At 38.7% G+C, this 25,684-nt stretch carries 16 protein-coding genes; 8 read left to right on the plus strand and 8 right to left on the minus strand.

The window, feature by feature from the left end:
* Positions 1-484: 484 nt before the first annotated feature.
* The gene (locus FJR08_RS07960; protein WP_015080403.1) at positions 485-2,044 is read left to right on the plus strand and encodes a tetratricopeptide repeat protein; all 1,560 of its coding nucleotides are present in this window, start codon (positions 485-487) and stop codon (positions 2,042-2,044) included.
* A 153-nt stretch (positions 2,045-2,197) separates the two neighbouring features.
* A complete protein-coding gene (locus FJR08_RS23535) occupies positions 2,198-2,494 on the plus strand; it encodes a type II toxin-antitoxin system HicB family antitoxin (RefSeq protein ID WP_233467097.1) in 297 nt (98 codons plus the stop codon).
* On the opposite strand, the gene FJR08_RS07970 is transcribed toward FJR08_RS23535, so the two are convergent.
* From FJR08_RS07970 to FJR08_RS07995, 6 genes are all read right to left on the minus strand, one after another.
* On the minus strand, positions 2,400-3,581 hold the full coding sequence (locus tag FJR08_RS07970; protein WP_168632797.1) for an aldo/keto reductase: 1,182 nt from the start codon (positions 3,579-3,581) through the stop codon (positions 2,400-2,402). The genes FJR08_RS23535 and FJR08_RS07970 overlap by 95 nt on opposite strands.
* Positions 3,582-3,614: 33 nt before the next feature.
* A complete protein-coding gene (locus FJR08_RS07975; RefSeq protein WP_015080396.1) occupies positions 3,615-4,535 on the minus strand; it encodes a TIGR01777 family oxidoreductase in 921 nt (306 codons plus the stop codon).
* A 178-nt stretch (positions 4,536-4,713) separates the two neighbouring features.
* Complete coding sequence (locus FJR08_RS07980; protein ID WP_168632798.1) at positions 4,714-7,131, minus strand: cation-translocating P-type ATPase; 2,418 nt, start codon at positions 7,129-7,131, stop codon at positions 4,714-4,716.
* 431 nt (positions 7,132-7,562) lie between these two features.
* Positions 7,563-7,838 carry a TM2 domain-containing protein gene (locus FJR08_RS07985; RefSeq protein ID WP_015080393.1) on the minus strand — a complete coding sequence of 92 codons (276 nt, stop codon included), beginning with the start codon at positions 7,836-7,838 and terminating at the stop codon, positions 7,563-7,565.
* 6 nt (positions 7,839-7,844) lie between these two features.
* Entirely contained in the window at positions 7,845-8,021 is a 177-nt protein-coding gene (locus FJR08_RS07990; protein ID WP_168632791.1) for an alpha/beta hydrolase, read from the minus strand.
* Between the two features lie 320 nt (positions 8,022-8,341).
* The gene (locus FJR08_RS07995) at positions 8,342-9,868 is read right to left on the minus strand and encodes a type II CAAX endopeptidase family protein (protein ID WP_168632799.1); all 1,527 of its coding nucleotides are present in this window, start codon (positions 9,866-9,868) and stop codon (positions 8,342-8,344) included.
* Positions 9,869-10,438: 570 nt separating this feature from the next.
* On the opposite strand from FJR08_RS07995, the gene recJ reads away from it, so the two are divergent.
* Complete coding sequence (gene recJ / locus FJR08_RS08000) at positions 10,439-12,745, plus strand: single-stranded-DNA-specific exonuclease RecJ (protein ID WP_168632800.1); 2,307 nt, start codon at positions 10,439-10,441, stop codon at positions 12,743-12,745.
* A gap of 376 nt (positions 12,746-13,121) precedes the next feature.
* Here the strand turns inward: recJ and FJR08_RS08005 are convergent, their stop codons facing one another.
* Positions 13,122-15,575: a DUF4912 domain-containing protein gene (locus FJR08_RS08005; protein WP_168632801.1), complete on the minus strand. Its 2,454-nt coding sequence runs from the start codon at positions 15,573-15,575 to the stop codon at positions 13,122-13,124.
* Positions 15,576-16,257: 682 nt separating this feature from the next.
* Between FJR08_RS08005 and FJR08_RS08010 the strand changes: the two genes are divergently transcribed.
* The 5 genes from FJR08_RS08010 (at position 16,258) to FJR08_RS08030 (ending at position 22,949) form a co-directional block, all read left to right on the plus strand.
* Positions 16,258-16,503 (plus strand): hypothetical protein, encoded by a 246-nt coding sequence (locus FJR08_RS08010; protein ID WP_015080389.1) that lies wholly within the window; start codon positions 16,258-16,260, stop codon positions 16,501-16,503.
* Between the two features lie 106 nt (positions 16,504-16,609).
* The gene (gene glyS, locus FJR08_RS08015; RefSeq protein WP_168632802.1) at positions 16,610-18,760 is read left to right on the plus strand and encodes a glycine--tRNA ligase subunit beta; all 2,151 of its coding nucleotides are present in this window, start codon (positions 16,610-16,612) and stop codon (positions 18,758-18,760) included.
* A gap of 80 nt (positions 18,761-18,840) precedes the next feature.
* Positions 18,841-20,205: a UDP-N-acetylmuramoyl-L-alanine--D-glutamate ligase gene (murD, locus tag FJR08_RS08020; RefSeq protein ID WP_168632803.1), complete on the plus strand. Its 1,365-nt coding sequence runs from the start codon at positions 18,841-18,843 to the stop codon at positions 20,203-20,205.
* 460 nt (positions 20,206-20,665) lie between these two features.
* Positions 20,666-21,061 (plus strand): hypothetical protein, encoded by a 396-nt coding sequence (locus FJR08_RS08025; protein ID WP_168632804.1) that lies wholly within the window; start codon positions 20,666-20,668, stop codon positions 21,059-21,061.
* A gap of 7 nt (positions 21,062-21,068) precedes the next feature.
* Complete coding sequence (locus FJR08_RS08030; RefSeq protein ID WP_168632805.1) at positions 21,069-22,949, plus strand: SUMF1/EgtB/PvdO family nonheme iron enzyme; 1,881 nt, start codon at positions 21,069-21,071, stop codon at positions 22,947-22,949.
* A gap of 1,018 nt (positions 22,950-23,967) precedes the next feature.
* Here FJR08_RS08030 and FJR08_RS08035 read toward each other — a convergent pair.
* The gene (locus tag FJR08_RS08035; RefSeq protein ID WP_168632806.1) at positions 23,968-25,632 is read right to left on the minus strand and encodes an alpha/beta hydrolase; all 1,665 of its coding nucleotides are present in this window, start codon (positions 25,630-25,632) and stop codon (positions 23,968-23,970) included.
* Between the last annotated feature and the right edge of the window lie 52 nt (positions 25,633-25,684).

Genomic DNA, 25,684 nt, shown 5'->3' on the forward strand with positions numbered 1-25,684 from the left:
TCTGAAAATACTAAAAATCGTCCCGAAACTCCATCAGTAAATACTTCTAATTCTGTCACTTCTGAAAAATCCAGTAGTAATTCGCCGGCTGTATCTACTGAATCTAATCAAAAACTTATCCAAACCTTACGCCAAATCAAGGAAGAAAGAAAAAATCCTTAGCACCATGATCAAGGATCTGGTGCGTTACGTTATCGTTAACACACCTTACGTATTTTTGAAGAATCAAACCGGATTTCTATAGATTTGTAAGGGTTTAGCAGTGTTTATTGGTGTCAACGTAAGAACCGCCAGGGAATAAATTCCCTGTCTCATAGCTCAAGTCCGTTAAAACGGACTAATAAATTTTGCTAGTGTTTAGTCATCAAAAGAGAACTTTCGATATTAGCAAGGAACTTGAGTTCGGCATGGGGTTTTGCGTTAAGTTGACACCAATGAAGCTCTTGCTTTACCCTTACATAAAAAGACCGCAGAAATATTAGACATGGATTGGATTACTCTCCTGCGATCGCTACAATCTGACTTTCTGAAAAGGTTAACATCTAGTTGTCTACTTCATTGTGAAATAGAAGGTCAACATAGTGAATTAACTATCATTTCTGGTGAGAGATTAAAGGCATTACGGGAATTTTGCTGGTTAATGGCGGAAAAATATAAACGCACTTCCCCAGTCCGTGACGTTTTTATTAATAATCTTAAAGGTAAATTAGGCGAGGAAGTTGTTAAAGAAAGATTAGCGGATTTTATTACGGAAGTAGATTATGAAAAACGCTTTGGTGGTGATGGTAAAAGTGATTTTACACTCACTGCTAATTCTGTAATTGGCGTTGAAGTCAAATCTCGTCACGGTAGTATTGATAGAGTTAGATGGTCAGTGAGTGCAGAAGAAGTGGAAAAAAATGCAGTAATTGTTTGTATTTTGATTCAAGAAGAAGTCAATGAAGCTCAATCTGCATATCACCTTTTTTTAGCTGGATTTCTCCCCACGCAAATGATTAAATTGAAAACTGGGAAAATTTCCTTTGGAATTAATCAATTATTGTATGGTGGTGGTTTATTTTCCTATTTAGAACAATTTTCAATTTCGGCAAATTCTCATAAATCTGATTTACCTCAAAGTCAAATAATTAAACCCCAATCTACACCTGTTGATTTAACTATTTTTTATTTAAATCTCGGTGATGAATATTTCCAAAAAGGGGAATATGCAGCGGCAATTAATAGTTACAATCAAGCTCTACAGTTTAATAATAGTGATGCTGATATTTATTATAAACTCGGTTTAGTTAATTATCAATTAGGTGAATATCACACAGCAATTACTAATTATAGTCAAGCAATAAATATTAATATAAATCATCCTCAAGCTTACAATCAAATAGGTTTAGTACATTATCAAATAGGTAATTATCACATAGCCATAGAAGCTTACACCCAAGCAATTAGAATTAATCCTCATATTGCGATTAATTATAAAAATCGTGCTGATGTTCGTTCTCATATTGGTGATACTCAAGGAGCAATTGAAGATTATAATCAGGCAATTAACCTTAATCCTGATTATGCTACCACGCAAAAAGATAGACAAATATCTCGATATTTATTAGATAAACAACAGCAATTAAAGCAAATAATTGATATTGATCCTCATGATGCTATTGGTTATAAAAATCGTGGACATGATCGGGTTGAATTAGGAGATTATGAAGGAGCAATTACTGATTATAATCAGGTAATTCAAATTAATCCTGATGATATTGATGCTTATTATTGTCGGGGTAATGCTCATTTTGATTTGGGAAAATATGCAGCAGCAATTGCCGATTATACTCAGGTAATTAAAATGAATTTTCACTATGTTAATGCTTATTATAACCGAGGAAATGCCCTATTAGAAATTGCAGATAAACAGGGAGCAGTTGAGGATTTCCATAAAGCAGCAAATTTATATTGGCAAGCAGGAAAATTAGCAGAATATAAAGATACACAAGCTAGAATAATAGAATTAGAAATAGAAGCATCTTTAGATATTTTAAATTTCTAATATCAATTTTTTGTGGTACAGAATCATAAAATCATCCGTCTTTATCTGCGTTTATCTGCGTTTATCTGCGGTCAATAATTATTAAAATCTGACTTTAAAATTTATCAAAACAGTTTATAATAAAATAGTTATTAGTGAGTAACTTACAAGTATATGAATAATCAGGGCAAACAAGTTTATAATTACACCGTCATTCTCGAAAGGGAAGAAGATGGAGGCTATCATGCTTTTTGTCCCCTTCTTAAGGGCTGTCATTCTCAAGGAGATACTTTTGAAGAAGCGATCGCTAATATCACAGAAGCTGTAGAATTATATATTGAAAGTCTCATGGCTGATAATCAACCTATTCCTATTTTCAACTCTGAGACAAACGCTTTATCTCTGCACTTCCTAAAATATCGTGGGCTTTCGCCAACATTTGGGGAATTTTTTCAGCTTGGGGACTATTAACAAGACATTCTCGTAAATCTAATTCATCTAACCTATCAGCCCGATTACCAGGAAACCAATGATCAGCTTGTCCTAACAGATTATAACGCATTTTGCCATAGTCTATCATATCATAAGCCAAAGCCAAATTTAACAGCCACAAAATCACCCGCATATTTACTTCCCCTGGAGTTTCTTCCCAAGTTGGTAAATTAGTTTCCCAGGTTTTTACCCAATCTTCTCCTAAAATATTGATTGCTTCTGATTCCAATCTGGAAATAATTGGTGGTAGAATTTCTGCCGCATTATCTAATAATTCCAAAGTCTTTAAATGCTCATCAAAATCAGTTGGTTTGGCTGCACCTATACTCAAAGTATGCACTTGAGGATGACTCAAACAAAATAAATCATTAAACACCATTGGACTCAAAGGCGCACACAAATCCACTAACTTTTTGGGAGGTTGATATAATAACCCACCTTTATTAGAAGGGCTAATAATAAATACACCCATATCTAATTTAGTTGCAGCTTCAATAGCAGCCCAGTTCTGGCGATTAATATAGTACCAATGCAAATTCACATAATCAAATTGATTACTATTAATTGCTTGCAAAATTATCTCTGTGGGACCATGAGTAGAAAAGCCAATAAATTTAATCTTACCTTCAGATTGTAACTGTTTTGCTACTTCTAAACAACCACCTTCACAAATACTATCATTCCAAGTTTCTGCATTATTAATGCCATGTAAACTAAACAAATCAACATAATCTAACTGAAGATAAGCCAAAGATTTTTCAAAAGTTTGGCGAAATTCTTGAGGGTCTGCAACAGGAGAAACTTTAGTTTGGACTATTAATTTTTCACGAGGAAATTGGGGGAGGATTTTTCCCAACTGCATTTCTGATGTTCCATAACCGCGTGCAGTTTCAATATGATTAATTCCCAATTCTACAGAACGACGAATTACAGCCTCTAAATTTTCCTGATTATCTACGGGAATTTCCTCTGGTGTGACATCTTGCCATTTATATTGATATCGCATTCCTCCGCAGGAAAACACAGGCATTTGTATTTCTGTCCGGCCAAAACGTTTGTATAGCATTTGTGAATTTTTTAACTATCTATTAACTAAGAATTAGGTAAGAATTTGTGTTAGTGCTGATTGCAAATTCGGATATTGATATTCAAAACCTGACTCTAAAGTGCGTTTGGGTAAAACCTGTTGTCCTTCCAAAACCACCTTAGCCCCGTCTCCTAATATAGCTTCTATGGCGAATCCCGGCACAGGCAACCAAGAGGGACGATTCATGACGTTACCCATTGTGGTACTTAAATCATTCATGCGAACTGGTTGAGGAGCAGTGGCATTATATACTCCCTCCATTGTTGGTTTAGTTAAAGCTTGGATAATTAAACTGACAATATCATCTAAGTGAATCCACGAAAACCACTGCTGACCACTGCCAATAGGTCCACCAGCAAAGAGTTTAAAGGGGGTAATCATTTTTCCTAAAGCGCCACCATTACCCAAAACAATCCCAAAGCGTAAAATTACTAACCGCACATTGGTATCTTTTACCTTTCTCGCTTCCGCTTCCCACTCTTGACAGACTTGAGCGAGAAAGTCATTACCAGAAGCACTATCTTCATCAAAACTGGCAGTTTCACTGGTTCCGTAATAACCAATAGCCGAAGTATTGACTAGGACAATGGGGTGAGGATTAGCTTTAGCTATAGCTTCGACAATTTTTTGTGTTCCTAGTTTGCGAGTGTTGAGAATTTCCTGCTTGCGTTCTGGTGTCCAACGTCCCTCAGCAATGGGTTCTCCGGCTAAATTAACTACGCCGTCACAACCAGATATGGCATCTTGCCAAGAGCCGGATACACTGGGGGTATAGGCAATAATTTCTAAGTTAGGAAAAGCTGGGGAGGGAAATACTTTTTGAGCAAAGGTAGGATTGCGGGTTAATACCAAAATTCTATGACCTTCCGTGTGTAGTCTTTCTACCAACCGACTACCCACAAATCCTGTTGCACCACTAATTGCTATTTTCATTGATATTGCTGGTTGTTGATTACCTACTGAGGAATGGGAATTAAATAAAGGACAAATTTTAATTTACAGCACTTTCCGGTGTTATGAGGTACTTATGTAGCGGGCAAGATGCCCGCACTACCGGGGAATCTTTTCTTGCAATTCTTGGAGATTACAGAAAAATTGGCTAAATAATTAACTATGGGGCAAACCTCCTTAATAAAATTGAGTTGGTAACAACACTAACGGAGCTAAAGGCCATTAATGCCGCTGCACTGGCAGGACCGAGAACAAAACCCCAGCTAGGTAATAATACACCAGCCGCGAGGGGAATACCTATTGTATTATAGGCAAAAGCCCAAAATAAATTCTGACGAATGGTATTAAAAGTGGACCGACTTAGCTGAATCGCCTTGACAACATCGGTCAGGGAATTTCGCATTAAAATAATTTCAGCCGTTTCCATAGCGACATCTGTTCCTGAATGTAAAGCGATGCCCACATCTGCCTGTGATAAGGCTGGAGCGTCATTGATGCCATCTCCTACCATAGCGACATAAGTTTTGATTTTCCCACATTGAAGAGATTGAATGGTGGCTGCTTTTTGGGCTGGGGGGATACCTGCCATGATGTCGGTGTTGGCGATTCCTAGTTGTTTAGCGATCGCATTGGCTGCTTCTAATCTATCACCACTCAGGAGCATAACTCGCAAACCCATTTGTCGGAGTTTATCTACTGCGGTTTTTGCATCTGGTCTAAGGGTATCACTAACAGCAATTAATCCGGTTAAAGTTCCATCTACAGCTACACCAATCACGGTTTTTCCCTCTGTAGCTAGTTTTTGTCCCTGTTTTTCTGCGGTTTCATGAATATTAATTTGGTGGTAATTAAACCATTCCCAGTTACCTAAAAGAACTTTTTTTCCCTCAACGACAGCGGATACGCCCATACCTGGTTCAGTATGGAATTCTACAGCATGGGGAATAGCTAAATCTTGGCGTTTGGCTTCTTGCTGAATGGCTGTAGCGAGGGGATGATAAGTACCGCTTTCTACGGCTGCGGCTAGTTGAATGAGAGATAATGGTAAAGTTGATTCGGCAATAACTAGACAATCAGTTACGGTGGGTTTACCTGTGGTGAGAGTTCCGGTTTTATCAAAAACTACCGTGTCTAGTTTATGGACTTTTTCTAAAACGTCGCCACCTTTGATTAATAATCCCCGTTCTGCACCCATACCTGTTCCCACCAAGATGGCTGTAGGGGTAGCTAATCCTAAAGCACAGGGACAAGCAACTACCATGACAGCGATCGCTAATTTTAAACTAATTAACAGGGCAGAATATTGGGTATGGGGGATTAAATGCTGGGGATTATGTCCCATATTGTGAGCCATGATCATGCCACCAGTCATCGTCACATCTGGCCAAAGGTGAGTTCCCAACAAATACCAAAATAGGAAGGTTAAACCAGCCGCTGTTAAGACACCATAGGTAAAATATCCAGCCACCGTATCTGCTAATTTTTGAACTGGGGCTTTGCGAGTTTGGGCAGCTTCTACCAAAGCCACAATTTGGGCTAGAATTGTATCATCACCAGTGCGAGTAGCTTGAATAGCGATCGCTCCTGACTGATTTAAAGTGCCTCCAGTCACAGTATCTCCTGCTTGCTTGATCACGGGTACAGATTCCCCTGTCAGCATGGATTCATCTATGGTAGTTTGTCCAAAGCGCACTTCACCATCTACCGGAATTTTATCCCCTGGTAACACCTGCAACCATTCACCCACACGCACCTGTTCCGCCGGAATTTCCATAATATTAGCCCCAGCAATCAATTTTTCCGATTCTGGATTAATAATTAACCGGGCTGTTTGGGGGGCTAAAGCCAACAATTGGCGAAACGCTTTAGCAGCACGGACTCTAGCCTGTTTTTCTAAAGTTCTCCCCAAAAGAATAAAACCCAACATCATCACCGGTTCATCAAAAAAGCATTCCCAACCCATTTGGGGAAACAATAACGCCACCAAACTTGCAGTATAGGCTGTTAACGTTCCCAAACCAATGAGAGTATTCATATTCGGCGCACCCCGTCGCCAACCTAGCCAACCTTCCACTAAAATTGGTCTACCAGGAATAATAATAGCGATAGTAGCCAGTCCACAATGAAACCAAATGTCATTTAAAAAGGGAAAAATAACAGATCCAATATTACCAAAATGACCAATTCCCGATAGTAACAGTAGTAAACTAGCAATTCCTAACTGTCTAACTATCCCCTGCATTTCTTGGCCTTGTCTTACTTCTGGGTTAGGGATTGCAGATTTATCACCAGCACCTTTAGCCGTCCGTAATTGGCTAGGAAATCCTGTAGCCGTTAATCCCTGAACTAATGCCTCTGCATCTACCTTACCAATTTCCGCCTCTACGACTGCGACTTCTGTTGCGAGATTAACACAAACGCTTTTAACTCCTGGATGCTGAATAAGCTGTTTTTCTACCGCATTAACACATCCAGCACACTTCATCCCTCCAACGTCTAAAATAATTTTCTCTGAGTTAAGTATTTTTGTGGGAGGGGCAGATTCTATAACTATTTCAGATTTGGGGATCAGTTGCATGGCCAGTTTTTAGGTTCGTTCTTGTTAGTTTAGCGCTTAATAACTAGCGTCTCTACTTTGAGGTTAAGCCAAATCCGCCACTTTGACTAAGTGAACAATATTAAGTTTCCCCAACTCCCCAAAATCCTCAAAATCCTCAAAATCACAAAAATCATAGTTCAGATGTTATTTTTGAGGTTAAGCGAAATCTGCCACTTTCACCAAAATCCTAAAAATCATTTAAATCACAAAAATCATAGTTTGCTTTTAGCTGTGTAAATTACAGCCGTTAATTGTACTGGTAACATCAAAATCAGGCTTTTGCAGAAATAATTAATTTCCCAATCTGATACGATACTGAAATATCCCATACTCATCATTAGTAAAATGAGTAAGTGAGTTCGGTTGTGTTTGATAATTTGCATATCAATTTCAATTAATTAATAAACTTTCTAAAACCAACCTTGCTTATTCACAAAATAAGTATTAACAAATTCTTCATGGGGTTTATTGAAATAAATCATGGCTTCAATCAAACCAACGATTTGCATAACTATCAATGTAAATCCGTAGGTAAAAGAGCCACCAATTACAGAAATTGCTAACATAATAAAACCTTCTGATGTGTAACCAAGAATAAATTTATGCAGCCCAAATCCACCAAAAATAATTCCAGCATAACCAGCCAACAGTTGTTTAGTAGTGTATGATGGGTTGAGATTACTCATATTTAGTTATACTCCTTGATGATTGGTAATTGGTAATTGGTAATTGGTAATTGGTGATTGGTGATTGGTGATTGGTGATTGGTGATTGGTGATTGGTAATTGGTAATTGGTAATTGGTAATTGGTGATTGGTAAGATTTAAATGTGGATAATTTTTTCTGAAAAGTAATCGTAAAAATATCAAATTTTCTGATAAAACATCACAAATTTGGCAGAAAAATATTGTGCAGTATCTTCGCTAATTTTCAGGTAGTAATTAACCTCAAAGTTAGTAAATATCCGACACTATAGATTTTTCTACATATTTATTGTTATGAAATCCGGAGGATTTTGTTTGAGAAGTAATTAAGTAGTTAGCAGTGAGAATAAAAACAGTTACCAACAACCTCATGAATTATCTTGACCTGTTCACTGACAACTGTACGGGCGAAGCATTTGGAGAACTATTTTTGGCAATAACCGATAATTTATCTTCCAAATGCTTCGCCCCTACTGACAACTGACTTAATTATTACTACCTAAAAGAAACAAACTAATTAATGTGCCACTATTCCAAAGACTGTGGAGAAGCATAGAAGAAAGTAAATTGCGCGATCGCGTGTAAACTATTCCTAAGACGATTCCTAATGCTGTCAGCGGCAGTATTTCTGATAAACTTAGGTGAGCAGCCGCGAATAACAAGCTACTGATCAAAATTGCCCCCCAAACCGACGTATAACGAGTCAGAGATGGTAATAAAAAGCCGCGAAATAGGAATTCCTCAAAAAACGGTGCAGCTATGGCTGCGGTAAAGAAAAATATCCCCAATGCGGTATTATCCCGGCTTTCTAGTGCCATTTGTAAAAGTGGATTACTGCCACCTTGTCCTTGCCACAATTTTTGATTAATCAGTGATACTATCACCACAATCGGTAAAGCTGTACAATAGCCACCGAGTCCCCACAAAAACCAATTACTGAAGAAATTGAAGCGAAACCAGTTCTCAGGAAGGGGGAAAAAACGCCTAATGGAAAAATATAGAACTGAAAAGCAACCAAAAGCCACAAACATATAACTAACTAAAACCATAAAAGCCTCAATTCTGGCATTTCCTGTACCACGAGGAATAGGCAAAATAGATAATAATTCTGGTATAAATAATTGCCCCATCAAGAAAAATCCCAGGATAAAAACCTGAATAATTATTTCCCAATTCCAAGGAGTTGACCAAACCAAATTGCCATTTGTCGCTAATAGGGATGCTTGACCTTTAAGCAAGCGTTGAAACAATAAGAAAATCAGCAGGATTAGCCCTATAAAAGCTGTTAAGGTGGGGATAGTAGCAATTATCGCTAATTTTAACAATGCTTGGGTTGCTGCTGCTTGTTGGGCAATTTTCAGAGATAATAAAGCTTCTTGACGTTGTTGAAGTTGATATAATTGATCTAAAGCCGTAAAACGAAACCAACTATTTAAATTTTGTTGAATTATTTGTTCAGCTTTGGGTAATAGACGGGGAGGTTTACTCCATATTCCGCTTAATACTTGAGCAGTTTCTTGATATTTGGGGTTGATATCTGAATGTTGCTGTAATTGATTCCAAGTTTTAATAGCCTTATCTGCTTCCTGTTGCTGTGCTTGCAAAATTCCCAACCGCAAATCTACTTCCGCTAACAATTTTCCTTGTTGTTGGCTAGATTTCTGTAAACTTTTTTCCTCTGCGGAAACAGGAGTAACTGCTGAAGATTGTAGTGCTGCTAATTTTTTATTAGTTGTCTCTAAACTAGTTTGAATAGATTCACTTGCTTCCTGATATTGCTTTATCGCGCTTTCTAAAGGATTTGCACCGAGAATAGATTCTTGAAGTGTTTGAATACTTTTGTCGCTGCTATCTTCTGGTTTCCATGCTTGGGCTTGTAAGACGATATTAGTCTGGTACAATTCTAGACGACTCTGGAACTGAGGTTTTTGCCAGCTATTCAATAAAGATAAGCCCGACAACATTATTGCTAACAAAGTTAGCCCAATTAACAGCAACCGTTTAATTGTCATCTATCCCCCTTAGACTTACGAGTACAGGAGCATCATCAGCCCCTTGGTAATTATAAGCTAGTCCCGCAGAGGGAAATTAAAATTTCAAAAAAGTAGCTTAGATCAGGTCTGTGTGGGTGTTAGTCATTGCTCTAAGTCGGTAATGTCCACGAAGTCTTCTAATGCTTCTCCCAGCCCGGATTTCTCATAAAGAAACAGAAAATCGGGGTCAAAAACTGCTAAAATCTATATTGCACAAATATCACAGCAGTTTAAGCATGGTTATAAACGTACCCGAACTACCATGGGTTCTGGCAAAACAGAAGCAATTCCTAATAGACATCTTCAGAAAAGAATGTAGAGACGTTCCATGGAACGTCTCTACAAGGGTTGTAAGTCACGCATATTTAATTTTCACCAGATGTCTAATAGACATCTCCGAAAATGAATGTAGAGACGTTCTATAGAACGTCTCTACAAGGGTTTCAAACCACGCACATTTAATTACCGGAGATGTCTAATGAATAAATTCCTGGTCTCACGCAGAGACGCTCCAGGCACGGAGAGAAATACAAGAGAATGTGATCTAAAATGGAATGGATTTTAACAGGAACGGAAAAACCCCCTAATTGGTTTATTGAATTAGTGAAAAGTTACCCAACAGGTGGTGATTTTGCGGCTCAATTATTTTGGCAACGGGGAATTCAAGATCAGGAAAAGTTAGCGGCTTTTATTAATTATCAAAGTTATCAACCTGCCAGTTCTTTTGAATTTGGACAGGAAATGAATTTGGCTGTAGAAAGGTTAATCACTGCGGGGAAAACGGGAGCAAAAATTGTTATTTGGGGAGATTTTGATGCAGATGGAATTACTTCGACTGCGGTATTATGGGATGGTTTGGGTGAATTTTTTCAGCAACATCGTCAATTAAGTTATTATATTCCCAATCGTTTAACTGAATCTCATGGTTTAAATAAACCAGGAATTGATATTTTAGCTGCACAAGGTTGTCAGTTAATTGTTACTTGTGACACGGGCAGTACAAATATTGCCGAAATCATTTATGCCCAAAGTTTAGGGATAGATGTGATTGTGACTGACCATCATACATTACCCTCAGAACGTCCTCCCGTAGTCGCAATTATCAATCCTCGTTATTTAGCTAAGGAACATCCTTTATATCATCTTTCTGGTGTGGCTGTTGCTTATAAATTGGTGGAAGCTTTATATATAAGTTTGCCAGATATTCCTGCACATCCTTTAACTGATTTACTAGATTTAGTTGCAGTGGGATTAATTGCCGATTTGGTCCAATTAAGTGGTGATTGTCGGTATTTGGCACAATTGGGAATTCAACAATTACACACGGATTATCAAAAACTACCAACAGCCAGAAGAAGGCCAGGTGTGGGTAAGTTATTAGAATTATGCCAGAAAAGTGGCGATCGCCCTACAGATATTTCTTTTGGTTTGGGACCGCGAATTAATGCGGTTAGTCGCATTCATGGTGACGCTAGTTTTTGTGTAGAATTATTGACGAGTAGAGATATGCAGCGTTGTCAACAACTTGCAGAAGAAACAGAATTAGCTAATTCCCGTCGTAAGTCTTTACAAAAAGATGTCCAAGTCCAAGTTACGAAAAAACTCAATCAATTAGACTTATCCACTACCAGCGTCATTGTTTTAGAAGATCCTCAATGGGCAGGTGGTGTTTTGGGTTTGGTTGCTGGTCAAATTGCCCAGGAAACGGGACGACCGACAATTTTATTAAGTACAGAAGGAAAAGAAAATGGGGCAGATTCTAGCCCATCCTTTGCGCGAGGTTCGGCACGTTCAATTAATTCTGTTGATTTATATCAATTAGTTCAAGAACAAGCCCATTTATTACATCGTTTTGGTGGACATCCTTTTGCAGCGGGTTTGAGTTTATTAGTAGAAAATATCCCCTTATTTACAGCCGCAATTAACCAAAAATTACGCCAATCTTTAGGAGGAATTAATCTTACTCCCACAGTCCAAGCTGATTTGGTGGTGACGGTTGCAGATTTGGGTAAAGATTTATTTTTAGAATTGAAACTTTTAGAACCCTGTGGTATGGGAAATCCTATTCCCAAGCTACTAATTAAAAATTGTTGGTTTGAAAATTCTTGGCATAGAAATGAACAAGATTTAAAAGGAAATAAAATCCAATATATTAAAACTGATTTTAATCTTCGAGATGATTCTACTAATAATCCCTTTCCAGGAATTTGGTGGGGACATTATAAGGAAGAATTGCCTATAGGTAAATGTGATTGTATTGCCGAAATTGATTTTAATAGCTTTAAAAAACGCTATGAAATTAGATTAGTTGCAGTACGTTCCCATACGGAAACTGAACTGAAAACTCAGAATTCGGCAATGATTTTAGATTGGAGAAATCAGGAAGATTTAGGAGAATTAAAATCAGAAAAATCATTATTAATTATGAAAGATTGTCCTACTAATTGGGATAATCTCCGGTTATGGTGGAAACAATCGCTAAATCAACAAAAACAATTAGTGATTGCTTGGAGAAAACCCCAAAATCAGACTCCTAGAGATGTTTTAGTAACTCTGGTAGGTATTGCTAAATATCTTGGTCGCACAAACCAGCTAGTTACCCGTGTGCAGATTTTAGAGAAATTGGGTATCAGTGACCAAAGCCTATATTTAGGATTTCAAGCTTTAAAATATTTAGGCTTTATCGTCCAACGTCAAAATCATCACTTACAAATAAGTTGGGATTTTAAATATTATCAAAAACCTGCTGATTATGCTATTAGTCAATTTTTAGCCGCAGTCAGAGAAGAACAATTTCAAAGAGATTATTTTTCTCATGTTCCTCTATCTATTATTGTTGCCATGATTGGTAAATAATCTCATTTCGTAGGTTGGGTTGACGTAAGGAAACCCAACATTTGAACATCAGAAATAATGGAAAATCCAACATTTGAACATTAGAGGATGTTTTAAAAGTTTTTAATGTGTAAACAGACCCCTCTCCAAACCTCTCCCCTACCAGGGGAGAGGCTTTAAAACCCCCATTCCCTTGTAGGGAAGGGGGGGGAGGGGGGTTAGGTTTTTGGAGATTATGGGTTTCATATAATACTTTTCAAACAACCTCTTAGAAATAATGGAAAACCCAACATTTGAACATTAGAAATAATGGAAAATCCAACATTTGAACATTAGAAATAATTGGTTTTGTTGGGTTTCGCAAAGCCTGAACCCAACCTACCTTTTAACTCTCTTTTTATTCCTGGAAAAACTTCTTATCAATAGCTTTGGTATGTTCTTTATTGGCAGAAGTTGCTGTTATATGATAACTAAGTAGGTCATCTACAAAGGGAATCGTTAACTTAAATGTACCATCAGGATTTACTTTGACTTTTTGACCATCAATAGTGACATTTGCACCTTCTTCTGTTGCACCATGAAGAACTAATTCTGCATCAACGACAACCCAGAAATCCGTACTCGGACGACTGAAAATACGGACTGTACCAGAACGCGCTAAACACAACCACTGATTATCATTATTCACATAACCAATTTCTGTCATGTAGTCCCGTTCACCCCTGGGAATAGGCACATAACGACTAGATGTTGCGGTTTCACATTCATATTGTGCATCAAATTGAGGACGTTGATAGCTTAGATCAAGGTTTGTAACATCATAGACCCGAATTGCTAAAATGGTAAGTCCTTGATTCTGTAATGTTTGTTGATGATTATCGGAAATATACCAAGACAGGTAAGCCCATTTGGGAGTGCGAGGTGTGAAGATAATTCTGGTATTTCCAGTCACAGTCATGGGATTAATATTAGTCCAAGCTTCTATCTCTGCATCTAACTCGATAGCTATGTCTTCATTTGTGGCTGTGGGATGCAATAGAGTAGGATATATCTCTTCTTCTATTTCCAGTTGTGTGAGTGCAATTGGACTGTTAATGGCGTTTAAAGCCTCTCCTAACTCTGATGGTAAATCTTGATTTTGCGGTGGTTGGTTGACTGGTTTAGGGGTTGTATTCAGGAGTTCTGATAGGCTGCTATCTGGCTTAACTGGTGTCGAAGTGATACCAAGTAATTCTGATAGGGATGTAATATTTTGATTAGATCTAGTTACAGGTAGTTCTAGTACTTCTAATAGAAAATTGCTGACTTCATCTGTGGAGATATCTGCATCATTTGGTTGGTGGTGAATATTCGGGATTTGGGGAAAGTGATTATTAACAACAACTACAGGGTCTTCCGTATCCCAAACTACTTCATCATAATCTATATTCAGATCAATTTCAGAAATTTTGTTTATTTGATTGTGAGGAGAACTTGTCTGCGGTATATCTATGACAGCTATATTGCCAATTGCTGTTATTTCCTCGGAGTTTTCTTGTTTGTAGTGATTTGCACCATTACCATTACCATTGCCATTACCATTGTTAGCGAGAATTGATGCGAATGCTTCTGAATCTGACAGAGTAAAAACTGTTTCTGGAAGGGAATCGGTTTCCGGATTTGAGGATAGCGAAGCGCCGCTGGAAGCAACTCGATTTTTTCTTCTCAACCACAATGGTAAAAAAATACTTAATCCCGCAATAAAAAATAAAGGTAGTAGTAAGAAAAACTTCATATTCTTGGTAATCATTGAAGGATTATCAAGAGGATTTATCAACCCTGTTTCCCCTTTATTTTTTATAGATGGGGGTGTAACTAATGTTTCGGGAATTGCTGTTAAAGATGGAGTTTGAGAAACTGTAGGAGTGGCTGTGGTAGCCATAGGTCTAGAAATAGTTTGTAATGTTCTGGCTGCAATAGCAATTGCTTCTGTTTCTCTAGCAGCTTTTATTGAATCTTCTCCTGGTTTAGCTAAAATAAAGCCTAGAAAATCTCTAATTTTAGGACTGGGATTTTCTTTATAAACGTAAACAAAAGACTGAGAAAAGGGATATTTAGAATTATTTGGTAAGTAGTTTTGTACTTCTAATACTCGCACATCTGGCAGATTGGAAATTTGATTTGCTAAAACATAGCTAATGCCATCATTACCTAATTCTCTAATGATGTCAGTTGTGTTATCTTCCACCATTTGCACAGCATTAGCACCTGTTAGTAATTGTCCAGACTTAAATGTTGAATATTCACCAAAAGAACTGCGAGTATCACTATTTAAGGGACGATCTATAAATCTAATCTTACCTTTACCTTTTCCTATTTCTGACCAATCTGCAATTTCTCCTCGAAAAATCTTGGCAAATTGCTCAATAGTTAAACTGTCAGAAAAGAGATTATTCATACCAACAATGATGGCAATTTTTTCTCGACGCACCAACACCTGTTTTAACCCTTGTGCTTTTTCTTCTGGGGTGAGTCTACGACCAAGGGATGCTAGGTCAACTTTACCATCTAAAACCGATTTTATAGCATATTCATTGCCATTTACGTCAATTTCTACCTGAGTTCCTGAAAACTGTTTTTCAAAGTTTTCTTTGAGGCTTTGGTTGACAATGATAGAGTTAAGAGAACCGTCAATTTTAATGACAGTACCATTTTCTACTTTTTTCGGTAAAGCAAAAGCCGGAGTATTACTCTCAGATTCCGCGCGGACGGGTAGGGAAATCAAGAGATTTGCTCCCACTGGACTGGTAGTTATAGCCATTAATAAGGCCAGTTTGAGAATTACACGATCTTTTTTTTGTTGTTGCCACATATATCCCTGATTTAGCTAATATAAATGAACTACTCGCCAACGCCAATACTCAAAATATCGTTTTGATTGAGAAGATGGGTTAATTATACAGCGTTATTTATTTTTATCTGTAATAACACAAGTGATAAAAATAAAAAAGGCGGAGTCGGGAGTCGGAAGCACAAGGAAGGAATCAGGAGGTGTCAACTGAAGCTAGAAATGCCTTATCTATTGGCTTCTACCCCAACCACGAAATAAATTTCTCCAGAAAAGAATGTAGAGACGTTCCATGGAACGTCTCTACAAGGGTTGTAAGTCACGCATATTTAATTTTCACCAGATGTCTAATAAACTTACGGTCTTATCGCTAAATTGCGTTTCAACGCACTCTGATTAATTAAAAACCGAAATTCGTTTTTTATCCCGTGTATTTTCCTTTACTAATTCTAATCGTTCATGGGGAAGTAGACTTTGCTTATCCTGCACTTTGGAATAAGGAATATAAGTTATGTCCAAGTGTGGGGAGAATTGACGCGGCTTTTGGGGATAGGAATTTTGTTTGTTCTTGTTTACCGATAGAGGCTTATAGTTAATTAATAGCTTTCAGCAGTCAGCTAATTATTATATAAAATTTTAAGTGCTATCGCTGATATTGTCAATTCGGTTCAGTAGGAGCTTAGATTAAGGAACGCAACCCAACATAATGAAAATATCTGATTCAGACGAAAAAATCCTCAAAATCGCCACTTCAAATAAACAATCACATCCTGAAAATCCTCAAATCCTGGATATCCTGATTCAGACAATTACAATTTCAGTATCCCACCAACAACTTACAAATTACCATCCTGTAAATCCTCTAATCCTGGACATCCTGATTCAGACAATAAAGATAGTTGATTACACTTTCTCAATTGGGGTATTTATTGCCATGAATAGTGTTTTATAAAGATAAACCTTACAATTATGAATGGAGTTACTCCCAAGAGTCAGAACTGGCGTACAATACTGGAATTGACTAATATTAAGCCACGCCAAGTTAAAAACAGTATCTTATGCCAGCATTTTTATTAGAGGTCGGTACAGAAGAATTACCCGCAGGTTTTTTGAGTGACGCTATTGTACAATGGCGATCGCGCATTCCCGAAAGTCTCAAAACCCACAATCTCCCCGAAGCTGTTGTCGAAGTCTATGGAACACCGCGACGGTTAGCAGTTCTCATTACCGGTTTACCTTCCCAACAAGCAGATAGGGAAGAAGAAATCAAAGGACCACCCGCACAAGCAGCTTTTAAAGATGGACAACCCACTAAAGCCGCCATTGGTTTTGCGAGTAAGCAAGGTGTAGATATTTCCGCTTTAGAAATTCGTCCCACAGAAAAAGGCGATTTCGTCTTTGTGAACAAACAAATTCCCGGTCGTCCCATAGCCGACATTTTAACCGAACTTGTCCCCCAATGGGTCTGGAACTTAGAAGGTAAGCGGTTAATGCGCTGGGGACATGGTGACGGGAGATTTTCCCGGCCAATTCGCACTTTAGTCACATTATTAGATGGGGAAATTTTACCATTAGAATTAGAAAATGGGGCAAAAGTTGTCAAGAGTAATCGCCTTTCTCGCACCCATAGAGTATTACACCCCGAACCCGTCAGCATTTCCCACGCTACAGAATATGTAAAAACTTTGGCTTCTGGTTATGTGAATGTACCTCCAGAAAACCGAGCCGAAATCATCACAAATCAAGTTAAAGCCGCCGCCGAAAAATTAGGCGGATACACCCCAATTTACCCGGAATTATTAGCAGAAGTTGTCAATTTAGTGGAATATCCCACCGCAGTTATTGGTAAATTTGAAGAGGAATTTCTCAAATTACCAAAAGAAGTAATTACCGAAGTTATGGTAAGTCACCAGCGGTATTTTCCCGTTTTCAAAAATGCAGAATGTCAGGAATTATTGCCCAATTTTATCACTATTAGTAACGGAGATCCTGCCAAATCTGATATTATTGCTGTCGGTAATGCTAGAGTAATTCGAGCGCGGTTAGCAGACGGCAGATTTTTCTATGAAGCTGATTTATCTAAACCTTTAGAAAGCTATTTACCCCAATTAGAAAAAGTCACATTTCAAGAAGATTTAGGTTCAGTTCGTGCCAAAGTTGAAAGGGTTGTTAAAAATGCCGAAAAAATTACTACTCAATTACAACTAAATCCAAACCAAACCCAGAATATCCAAAGGGCTGCATTACTTTGTAAAGCCGATTTAGTCACGCAAATGGTTTATGAGTTTCCTGAATTACAGGGAATTATGGGCGAAAAATACGCTTTAGCAAATGGTGAAAATCCAGAAGTTGCAAAAGCGATTTTTGAGCATTATTTACCCAGAAATGCTGATGATATTTTCCCCCAAACTCTCACAGGTCAAATTGTCGGTTTAGCTGATAGATTAGATACATTAGTTAGTATCTTTGGTTTGGGTTTAATTCCCACAGGTTCATCAGATCCTTTTGCATTACGTCGCGCGGCAAATGCGATTGTTAATATTACCTGGTTGGCGAATTTGCAAATTAATTTATCAACCCTTTTAGAACAAATCGCCACAGATTTTGCTACAACTTTTAATAAAGATGCCAAATCCTTAATTAAAACCTTGCAAGAATTTTTCCTGCAACGGATTCGCACCTTATTACAAGACGAAAAACAGATAGATTACGATTTAGTAAATGCAGTTTTGGGAGAAAATGATCCTGAATACACAGAACGGGCATTAACGGATTTATTAGATGTCCGCGATCGCGCTCTCTATTTACAAAAAATCCGCAAAGATGGTACATTAGATAAAATCTACGAAACTGTCAACCGTTCCACCCGGTTAGCAGCACAGGGAAATTTAGATTTTCAAACCCTAGAACCACAATCTTTAATAAACCCCGAACTGTTCCAGAAAAAATCCGAATCTGCATTTTATAACGCTTTGCTGGAACTAGTTCCCCAAACCCAAGCAGCACAACAAAATCGGGATTATCAACTGTTAGTAACCGCACTAGCAAAAATCGCTCCTACCGTGGGTACATTTTTTGATGGTGAAGACAGCGTTTTAGTTATGGACGCAAATCCCGATATTAAGCAAAATCGCTTAAATTTACTGGGATTACTGCGAAATCACGCCCGTGTATTGGCGGACTTTGGCGCAATAGTCAAAAATTTGTAGCCTAAAGCAACAAAAAGTTGTGTAATTTCTGCCAATTAACACTACAATAGGGAAGCTTAACCAGGGATGCTACATAGTCTATGCCAGAAGCGCTAATTATTGGATTCGGAAAATCCGGTGTTGCTGCGGCAAGATTGTTGAAACAGGAAGGCTGGGAGGTTGAACTTTGCGATAGTAGCACCTCCCCAACCCTCCTCGAACAACAACAAAAACTCGCCAGTGAACACATTACCGTCAAATTAGGAAACACACCAGAATTCACCGATTCTGATATATCCAAGTTAATAGTTGTCAGTCCCGGAGTTCCTTGGGATATTCCTATTTTAGCCAAACCGCGAGAACTAGGTATAGAAACTATTGGGGAAATGGAACTGGCTTGGCGACATTTACAAGATATTCCTTGGGTAGCAATCACTGGTACAAATGGTAAAACTACCACCACCGCTTTAACTGCGGCCATTTTCCAAACCGCAGGATTAAACGCTCCCGCCTGTGGTAACATTGGTCATGCTGCTTGTGAAGTTGCTTTATCTACGAAAAAACCCGATTGGATAATTGGCGAACTTAGCAGTTATCAAATCGAATCTTCTGTAACTTTAGCACCTCGCATTGGCATTTGGACAACTTTCACACCAGATCATTTAGCCCGACACAAAACATTAGAAAATTACTATAATATCAAAGCCAAATTATTACATAATTCCCAAATCCAAATATTTAATGGTGATGATGTTTATTTGAGCAAATTAGGATTAAATCATTGGCCAAACGCCTATTGGACAAGTGTTAAAGGTGAAAAATTCCTAATAGGTGAAAAAGGCTTTTATATCGAGAATGGCTGGGTAATGGAAAAAATTACCGCCACACCCCAAGCCATTGTAGAGGTATCTGCATTGCGAATGGTAGGGGAACATAACCAGCAAAATCTCCTCATGTCTGTCGCCGCTGCTAGATTAGCAGGTATAGATATTACCGCAATTTCCCAGGCTGTCCGTGAATTCCCTGGAGTTCCCCACCGCTTAGAACATATCTGCAATTGGCAAGGAATTGATTTTATTAATGATAGCAAAGCCACCAATTACGACGCAGCCGAAGTCGGTTTAGCATCTGTGCAAAGTCCTGCCATTTTAATTGCTGGTGGTGAAGCCAAAGCCGGAGATGATAGCGCCTGGTTAGCCCAAATTCAAGCTAAAGCCGCCGCAGTATTACTCATAGGTAACGCAGCACCAGCATTTGCCCAACGGCTGCAAGAGGTGGGATATAGCAATTATCACATAGTCGAAACGATGGCAAATGCTTTACCCATGTCTGCGGAATTAGCCAAAAAATATCAAGCCTCCGTAGTATTATTATCTCCAGCTTGTGCGAGTTTTGACCAATATCCCAACTTTGAAATGCGGGGTGAAGACTTTCGGCAATTGTGTCAGAAATATCTAGTACCGTAGGTTGGGTTGACACAAGGAAACCCAGCATTTGGCTTTGGTGAATGAAAATATGGATTTATTTCACGCAGAGACGCAGAGACGCAGAGACGCAGAGAGGATGAGTAGCGTTGTAGGTTAGGTTGATGCAAGGAAGTCTAATATTAATCAAATTTATATGTTTTTAGGACTTACGCACTATACAAATTAATCATTTTATGTATTGAAGGAAATACGTTGTTTCAGGCTTTCATTGATGATTACATTGATCGTAAACAGACAAGTATGGTAGGGGTTTAGCACTGCTAAACCCCTACGAGGAACCTGATTTTTCACTAATATATATTCTGTTTTTTTTTGTCAATTCGTAAGTTATAGTTTTGATCTCTGTTCCCTTTCTTAACGAGTGAATTTAATTTTGTCCGACTACCTACTTTACTCATCCTATGTGCGATAATTGTCCAAGCAGGCGTGAGGATGTAATATGACAGACAAAAACTGGCAAGATGAAGAACTGTGGATTGTCACCGCAAGTAGTTCTGATAATGGTTCAAAACAAGGGATGAAAGCTGTTAGAGGTAATGGTAATCCTTACAGTAGTCCTGCGGTTACGGATGAAGAAATAAAAAACAGTCGCATTACAGCCGGCACCTTAGCGAAGCAAATGTCGCACTTTGTGGGTGTAATCAGTGGTGTGTTTAGTAATGTTCAGAAGCAAGTCGAAACCCAAGGGGAACTCCAGCTTGATGAAATTACCCTCACGGTAGAAATTAGTAGTGAAGGTGAAATTAAATTACTGGGTACGGGTGTAAAGGCTGCTGGTAAGGGTGCAATTGAGCTAAAATTTAAGCGTTCATCACCCCAATCACCTGTAAATTGACCGCAATATGGCTAAGAATTGCGCTGTTGTCATTGGCGTTAACGAATATGACGAAATTCAGTGCCTCCAGTATGCAAAAACTGATGCAGAACGGGTGCGCGATTATTTTTCAACTGGTTTAGGTGTACAACCAGAGTATCTATATTTTTTCTCTGATGATTCACCGCGCAACAGCCTGGGAAAGAAAACTCAACCAACCTACGGTACACTAAACAGCTTTTTCAATGATCGCTTTGAACAGCCTTTTTTAGAATCTGGGGATACTCTCTGGTTCTATTTTAGCGGTCATGGGATGCCCCACGAAGGACGAGATTATTTATTACCCATAGATGGAAATCCTCGCACTGTACCCAATTTAGCAATTCCCATTACCTACATCACAGAACGTTTACGGCGCAGTGGTGCAGATAATATAGTTTTATTTATTGATGCTTGTCGCAGCACTGGTCAAAAAAGTGGTGGTTTAGGAATTGGTGAAGAAAAACAGCAAGGTGTAATTACCTTCTTTTCCTGTAGTCCCAGTCAGGTTTCCTACGAAATTGAGGACATTCAACAGGGTGCTTTTACTCATGTATTACTCAATGGGTTGCAAATTCAAGGTGAAAGCAACTGCGCGACGGTTGAACGGTTGTATAACTATTTGCGCTATCAAGTTCCCCAATTGACCCAAAAGCATAAAAATTATCCTCAGACTCCCTATGCTGCCATAGAACCTGCAACAAAATTGCATTATATTTTATTGCCTAAATCTGCCACTGACAGGGATATTAGCACCCTGAGAGAAGATGCTATGCAAGCAGAAATTGAAGGAAATTTTGATTTAGCTTTTCAGTTATGGGTGCGTGTGAACGTGGCCGCAGGTGGACAGGATATGAAAGCCATTGCAGCCTTTGGGAGATTGTCAAATAAGCAGAACCTAACCCCCCAACCCCCTTCCCTACCAGGGAAGGGGGAGAAATCAAAGCCTCTCTCCTCCCAGGAGAGAGGTTTGGAGAGAGGTTCTTCAGAAGCACAGGGACAGAAAATAGCAGTAGCAAAACGCCAGGAGTTGACTGTAAATTTAGGTCAAGGTTTAACCATAGAACTGGTGCGAGTGCCTACAGGGAAGTTTATGATGGGAATGCCCCCAGAAGAACGCCAAATAGCCCTAGAAAATGCTCTGAAATATAACGTAGAGCGTGAAAAGGCTGAAGAATGGTTAGATTGGTCTACCCCCCAGCATGAGGTGTATCTGCAAGAGTTTTTAATGGGCAAATATGCTGTTACCAATGCCCAATGGTACGCTGTCATGAAAACTAAGCCATCTGAGCAATATGATTTCAAGTTTCAAGGCGATAAGCAGCCTGTAATTGGCGTTTCCTGGCACGAAGCCCAGGCTTTTTGTGAAAAGCTATCTGAACAAACAAAGCGGGCTGTCAGATTGCCCACAGAGGCAGAATGGGAATATGCCTGTCGGGCTGGAACAACTACAGCCTTTGCTTTTGGTAAGACTATTACAACTGATCAAGTTAACTATAACGGCAATTATCCTTATGGTGATACCCCCAAGGGCAAATATCGAAAATGTACCGTAAATGTGGATAGTTTCACCCCTAACCCCTGGGGTTTATATCAAATGCACGGGAATGTCTGGGAATGGTGTTTGGATGAATTTCACGACAGTTATAGCGAAAAGCCAGCGCGTTTAAAAAGTAATGGCAATGAACCTTGGGGAGAATTAAAGGTAGTTAAAGAAGATAACGGTGCTTATATATGTCGGGGCGGTTCTTGGTGCAACTATGCTCTCAATTGCCGTTCGGCGAATCGTTACTGGCTCAACGCGCGTTATCTAGCCTATCCTCTCGGTTTTCGTGTTGTGTTCGGGTCTTCCTCGCCAGGACTTTCTTAGCCCTTTACCCTCTTGCGCTTTTGCGCTCTTCTCTTTATTTCTTTACCCTTGCGAGCGCCAGCGAGCGAATTTTTTTTATTATATACATCTTCAAAAATGTAGAGACGTTCCATGGAACGTCTCTACAAAGGGTTTAATATCATCAAAAATCATTTGTTAAAGACTTGTAAACAATATCGCCGATTAATATTCGGATGTTGTAAATTGAGGGTGGCTATCCTTGCTTATACTTCTTAGTATGTATGGCACATAGCTTGGGGTTGAGTTATTAAACGGGGCGGTTCTTGGTACAACAATGCTATCAATTGCCGTTCGGCGAATCGTAACAGGAACAACGCGCGTAATCAAGACAATAATCTCGGTTTTCGTGTTGTGTTCGGGTCTTCCTCGCCAGCACTCTCTACAGTCAGAGTTGATAGGAGGGATTCTATCAAGCGTACACCAGAGAGTCCAAACTCAAACCCAGTGATGTGGGTGACTATATCCAAATATAAAACCGAGCCAGTTAGCTTGGTAGGGAAACCGAAGACTTGACTGGCTCAATTCAAAAACATTTTCCTAGTACCATAGTACCGTAGGTTGGGTTAAGCAAAGCGCAACCCAATATCAATCAAATTGATGTATGTTAAGGTTGACAACACTTAAATCTTGCAAATCCTGATTCAGACAGTTAAAGATTTTTAAGATATTAATTTTTAATCTTAAAAATGAAAATTTATATACTTAAAATGAACACTCTTATCAATAAATAATCCTGTTAATCCTTAAATCCTGTTAATCCTGATATGGCTAACGCCAGCCACGCTTCGCTATCAGACAATGGCAAATGTTGGGTTTCCTTGTGTCAACCCAACCTACTTTACTACTTTACTAAATATAAGATTTTCAAATTTCTCTCTTGAGAAGGATTATTAACATATTAATAATCTGTAGAATGGATTATATATTTTACCCTGAGTGAAGTTGGGCTTGGTTTACCCTCCAAGCCTTTTTATTTATTTGCTCGTCCTTTAACCTATTATTTATTGGCTGTCATACCTGGACCTTGTGCTTCTTGTATCATCTCAGGAGAAAGTTCTCGCACTATCCGCAAGGGAAATAGACGAGTTGAGGAAATTTGAGCATAGTCAGAAGTTAGAAAAGGAGCATATTGACTAGCTTCAGGCGTTAACTGTGCCGCCATTGCTAGGGTAACACCTTTGAGGAACTTCCGCACGTCTTTAGCCTGTTCTCCAGTTACTTCTTTATTCAAGATAGGTAGTTTTCCTTGTTGATATGGCGTGAGGTTAGGATCTACAACACTTAAATGAGAACCACCAACCACAGCTACTAACCATTTTGGAGAGGGGATTTTCGCAAAACCGATAACTTGTTCAGTTAATGGTGGGGTGATTTTATCTGCGGAACTGGAGAGGATTAATGTGGGAATTTGTACTTTTGTTAACCCAGTTTCTCCAAACATTAAAGAAGTGGTAGGATTAAGAGCGATCGCTTGTTTAATTCTAGCATCTCTCAATTGATAAGTCTTTTCTGGTAATGCTTGCGCCGCACACTGAAGACTTTCACTCAAGTTAGTTTTACCTAATTTCCGCTGACAGCTTTGTTTCAGGTTTTCGATTTGTAACTCACCTCCCGCTAATGCTAAAGCCGTTCCTCCACCAAAAGAATAACCTACAACCATCACATTATTAGTTGCTAGTTTTCCTTGTAAGGGACTATTCGCAGTTTGGTTAAGTTTTTCCAATTCATCTAAAATAAAACTGATATCACGCGGACGGTCTAAAAATTCTTGGGGTGCAACCAGTTGGTTTTTATTTTTTTTGACTGCTTTAAAACTAGTTTCATTACTACCAGGATGTTCTAAAGCTGCAACGACATAACCATGAGAAGCTAAATGTTCAGCTAAGTAGCGTAAGTCAGTCCTCACTGAACCCCGACCATGAGAAAAGACAATTACAGGTTTATTTGTACTTGCAGCACTAGAAAAATAAACATCTAGGGGAATTTGTCGTTGACGCTTTTGGTCGTTAAAACTTAACTTGAGTGTCTGTACCTGCGCGCTTCCTCCTTGAGTCGGGTCTAAAGAAGCAACTTTGATATCTTTGATATCTTTGGGGTTAACCTGGGGAGAAAGACCAAACATAAACCGCTGAGTGCGGATAAATGCACCATTCAAACTCCTCGCTACAGTTATAGCTTGAGGTAAATTAATTTCTAGACGTTGACTGGGATATGCGGCTATAAAACTCAGTATAGATAAACCCTGTGGAGAATTAGCACCTAAAACCAATCCGCCTTTCATCGCTTGTAATCCAGCTTGATCCCCACGGCTAATAGCTGTAGAGACATCACTGAGGATTGTAGTCCCAATTTGGGTATTGATTAATCTATCTAAAGTAATAACATTTATGGGAATTCGGATTTTTAGTCCCTCCACCAAAAAGCGCCGTTGTTCTTCAGTCATTCTCTTGGTATAAGTTCCCAAACTAGCTGGTAATTTGCCAGTTTCTGTAGACTTTTTTAACTCTTCTAAGGATACAGATTCCTCCAAAGGTCCATAGCGAATTACAACGGTATCTGCGGCTTGTGCAGAGGTGTTAACTACAAAAAACGGTGTCAGAGCAACAGCACAAAATACACCTGCAAATACCTTAAAATCCTTCCAGCTTTTTTGTGTGAACATCTTTAATTGTAACTCAACTTAGGAAATTCTACCTGATTTTCAGTCAAGAGTA

This window comes from Dolichospermum sp. UHCC 0260 (assembly GCF_009711985.1).
Taxonomy (GTDB): domain Bacteria; phylum Cyanobacteriota; class Cyanobacteriia; order Cyanobacteriales; family Nostocaceae; genus Dolichospermum; species Dolichospermum lemmermannii.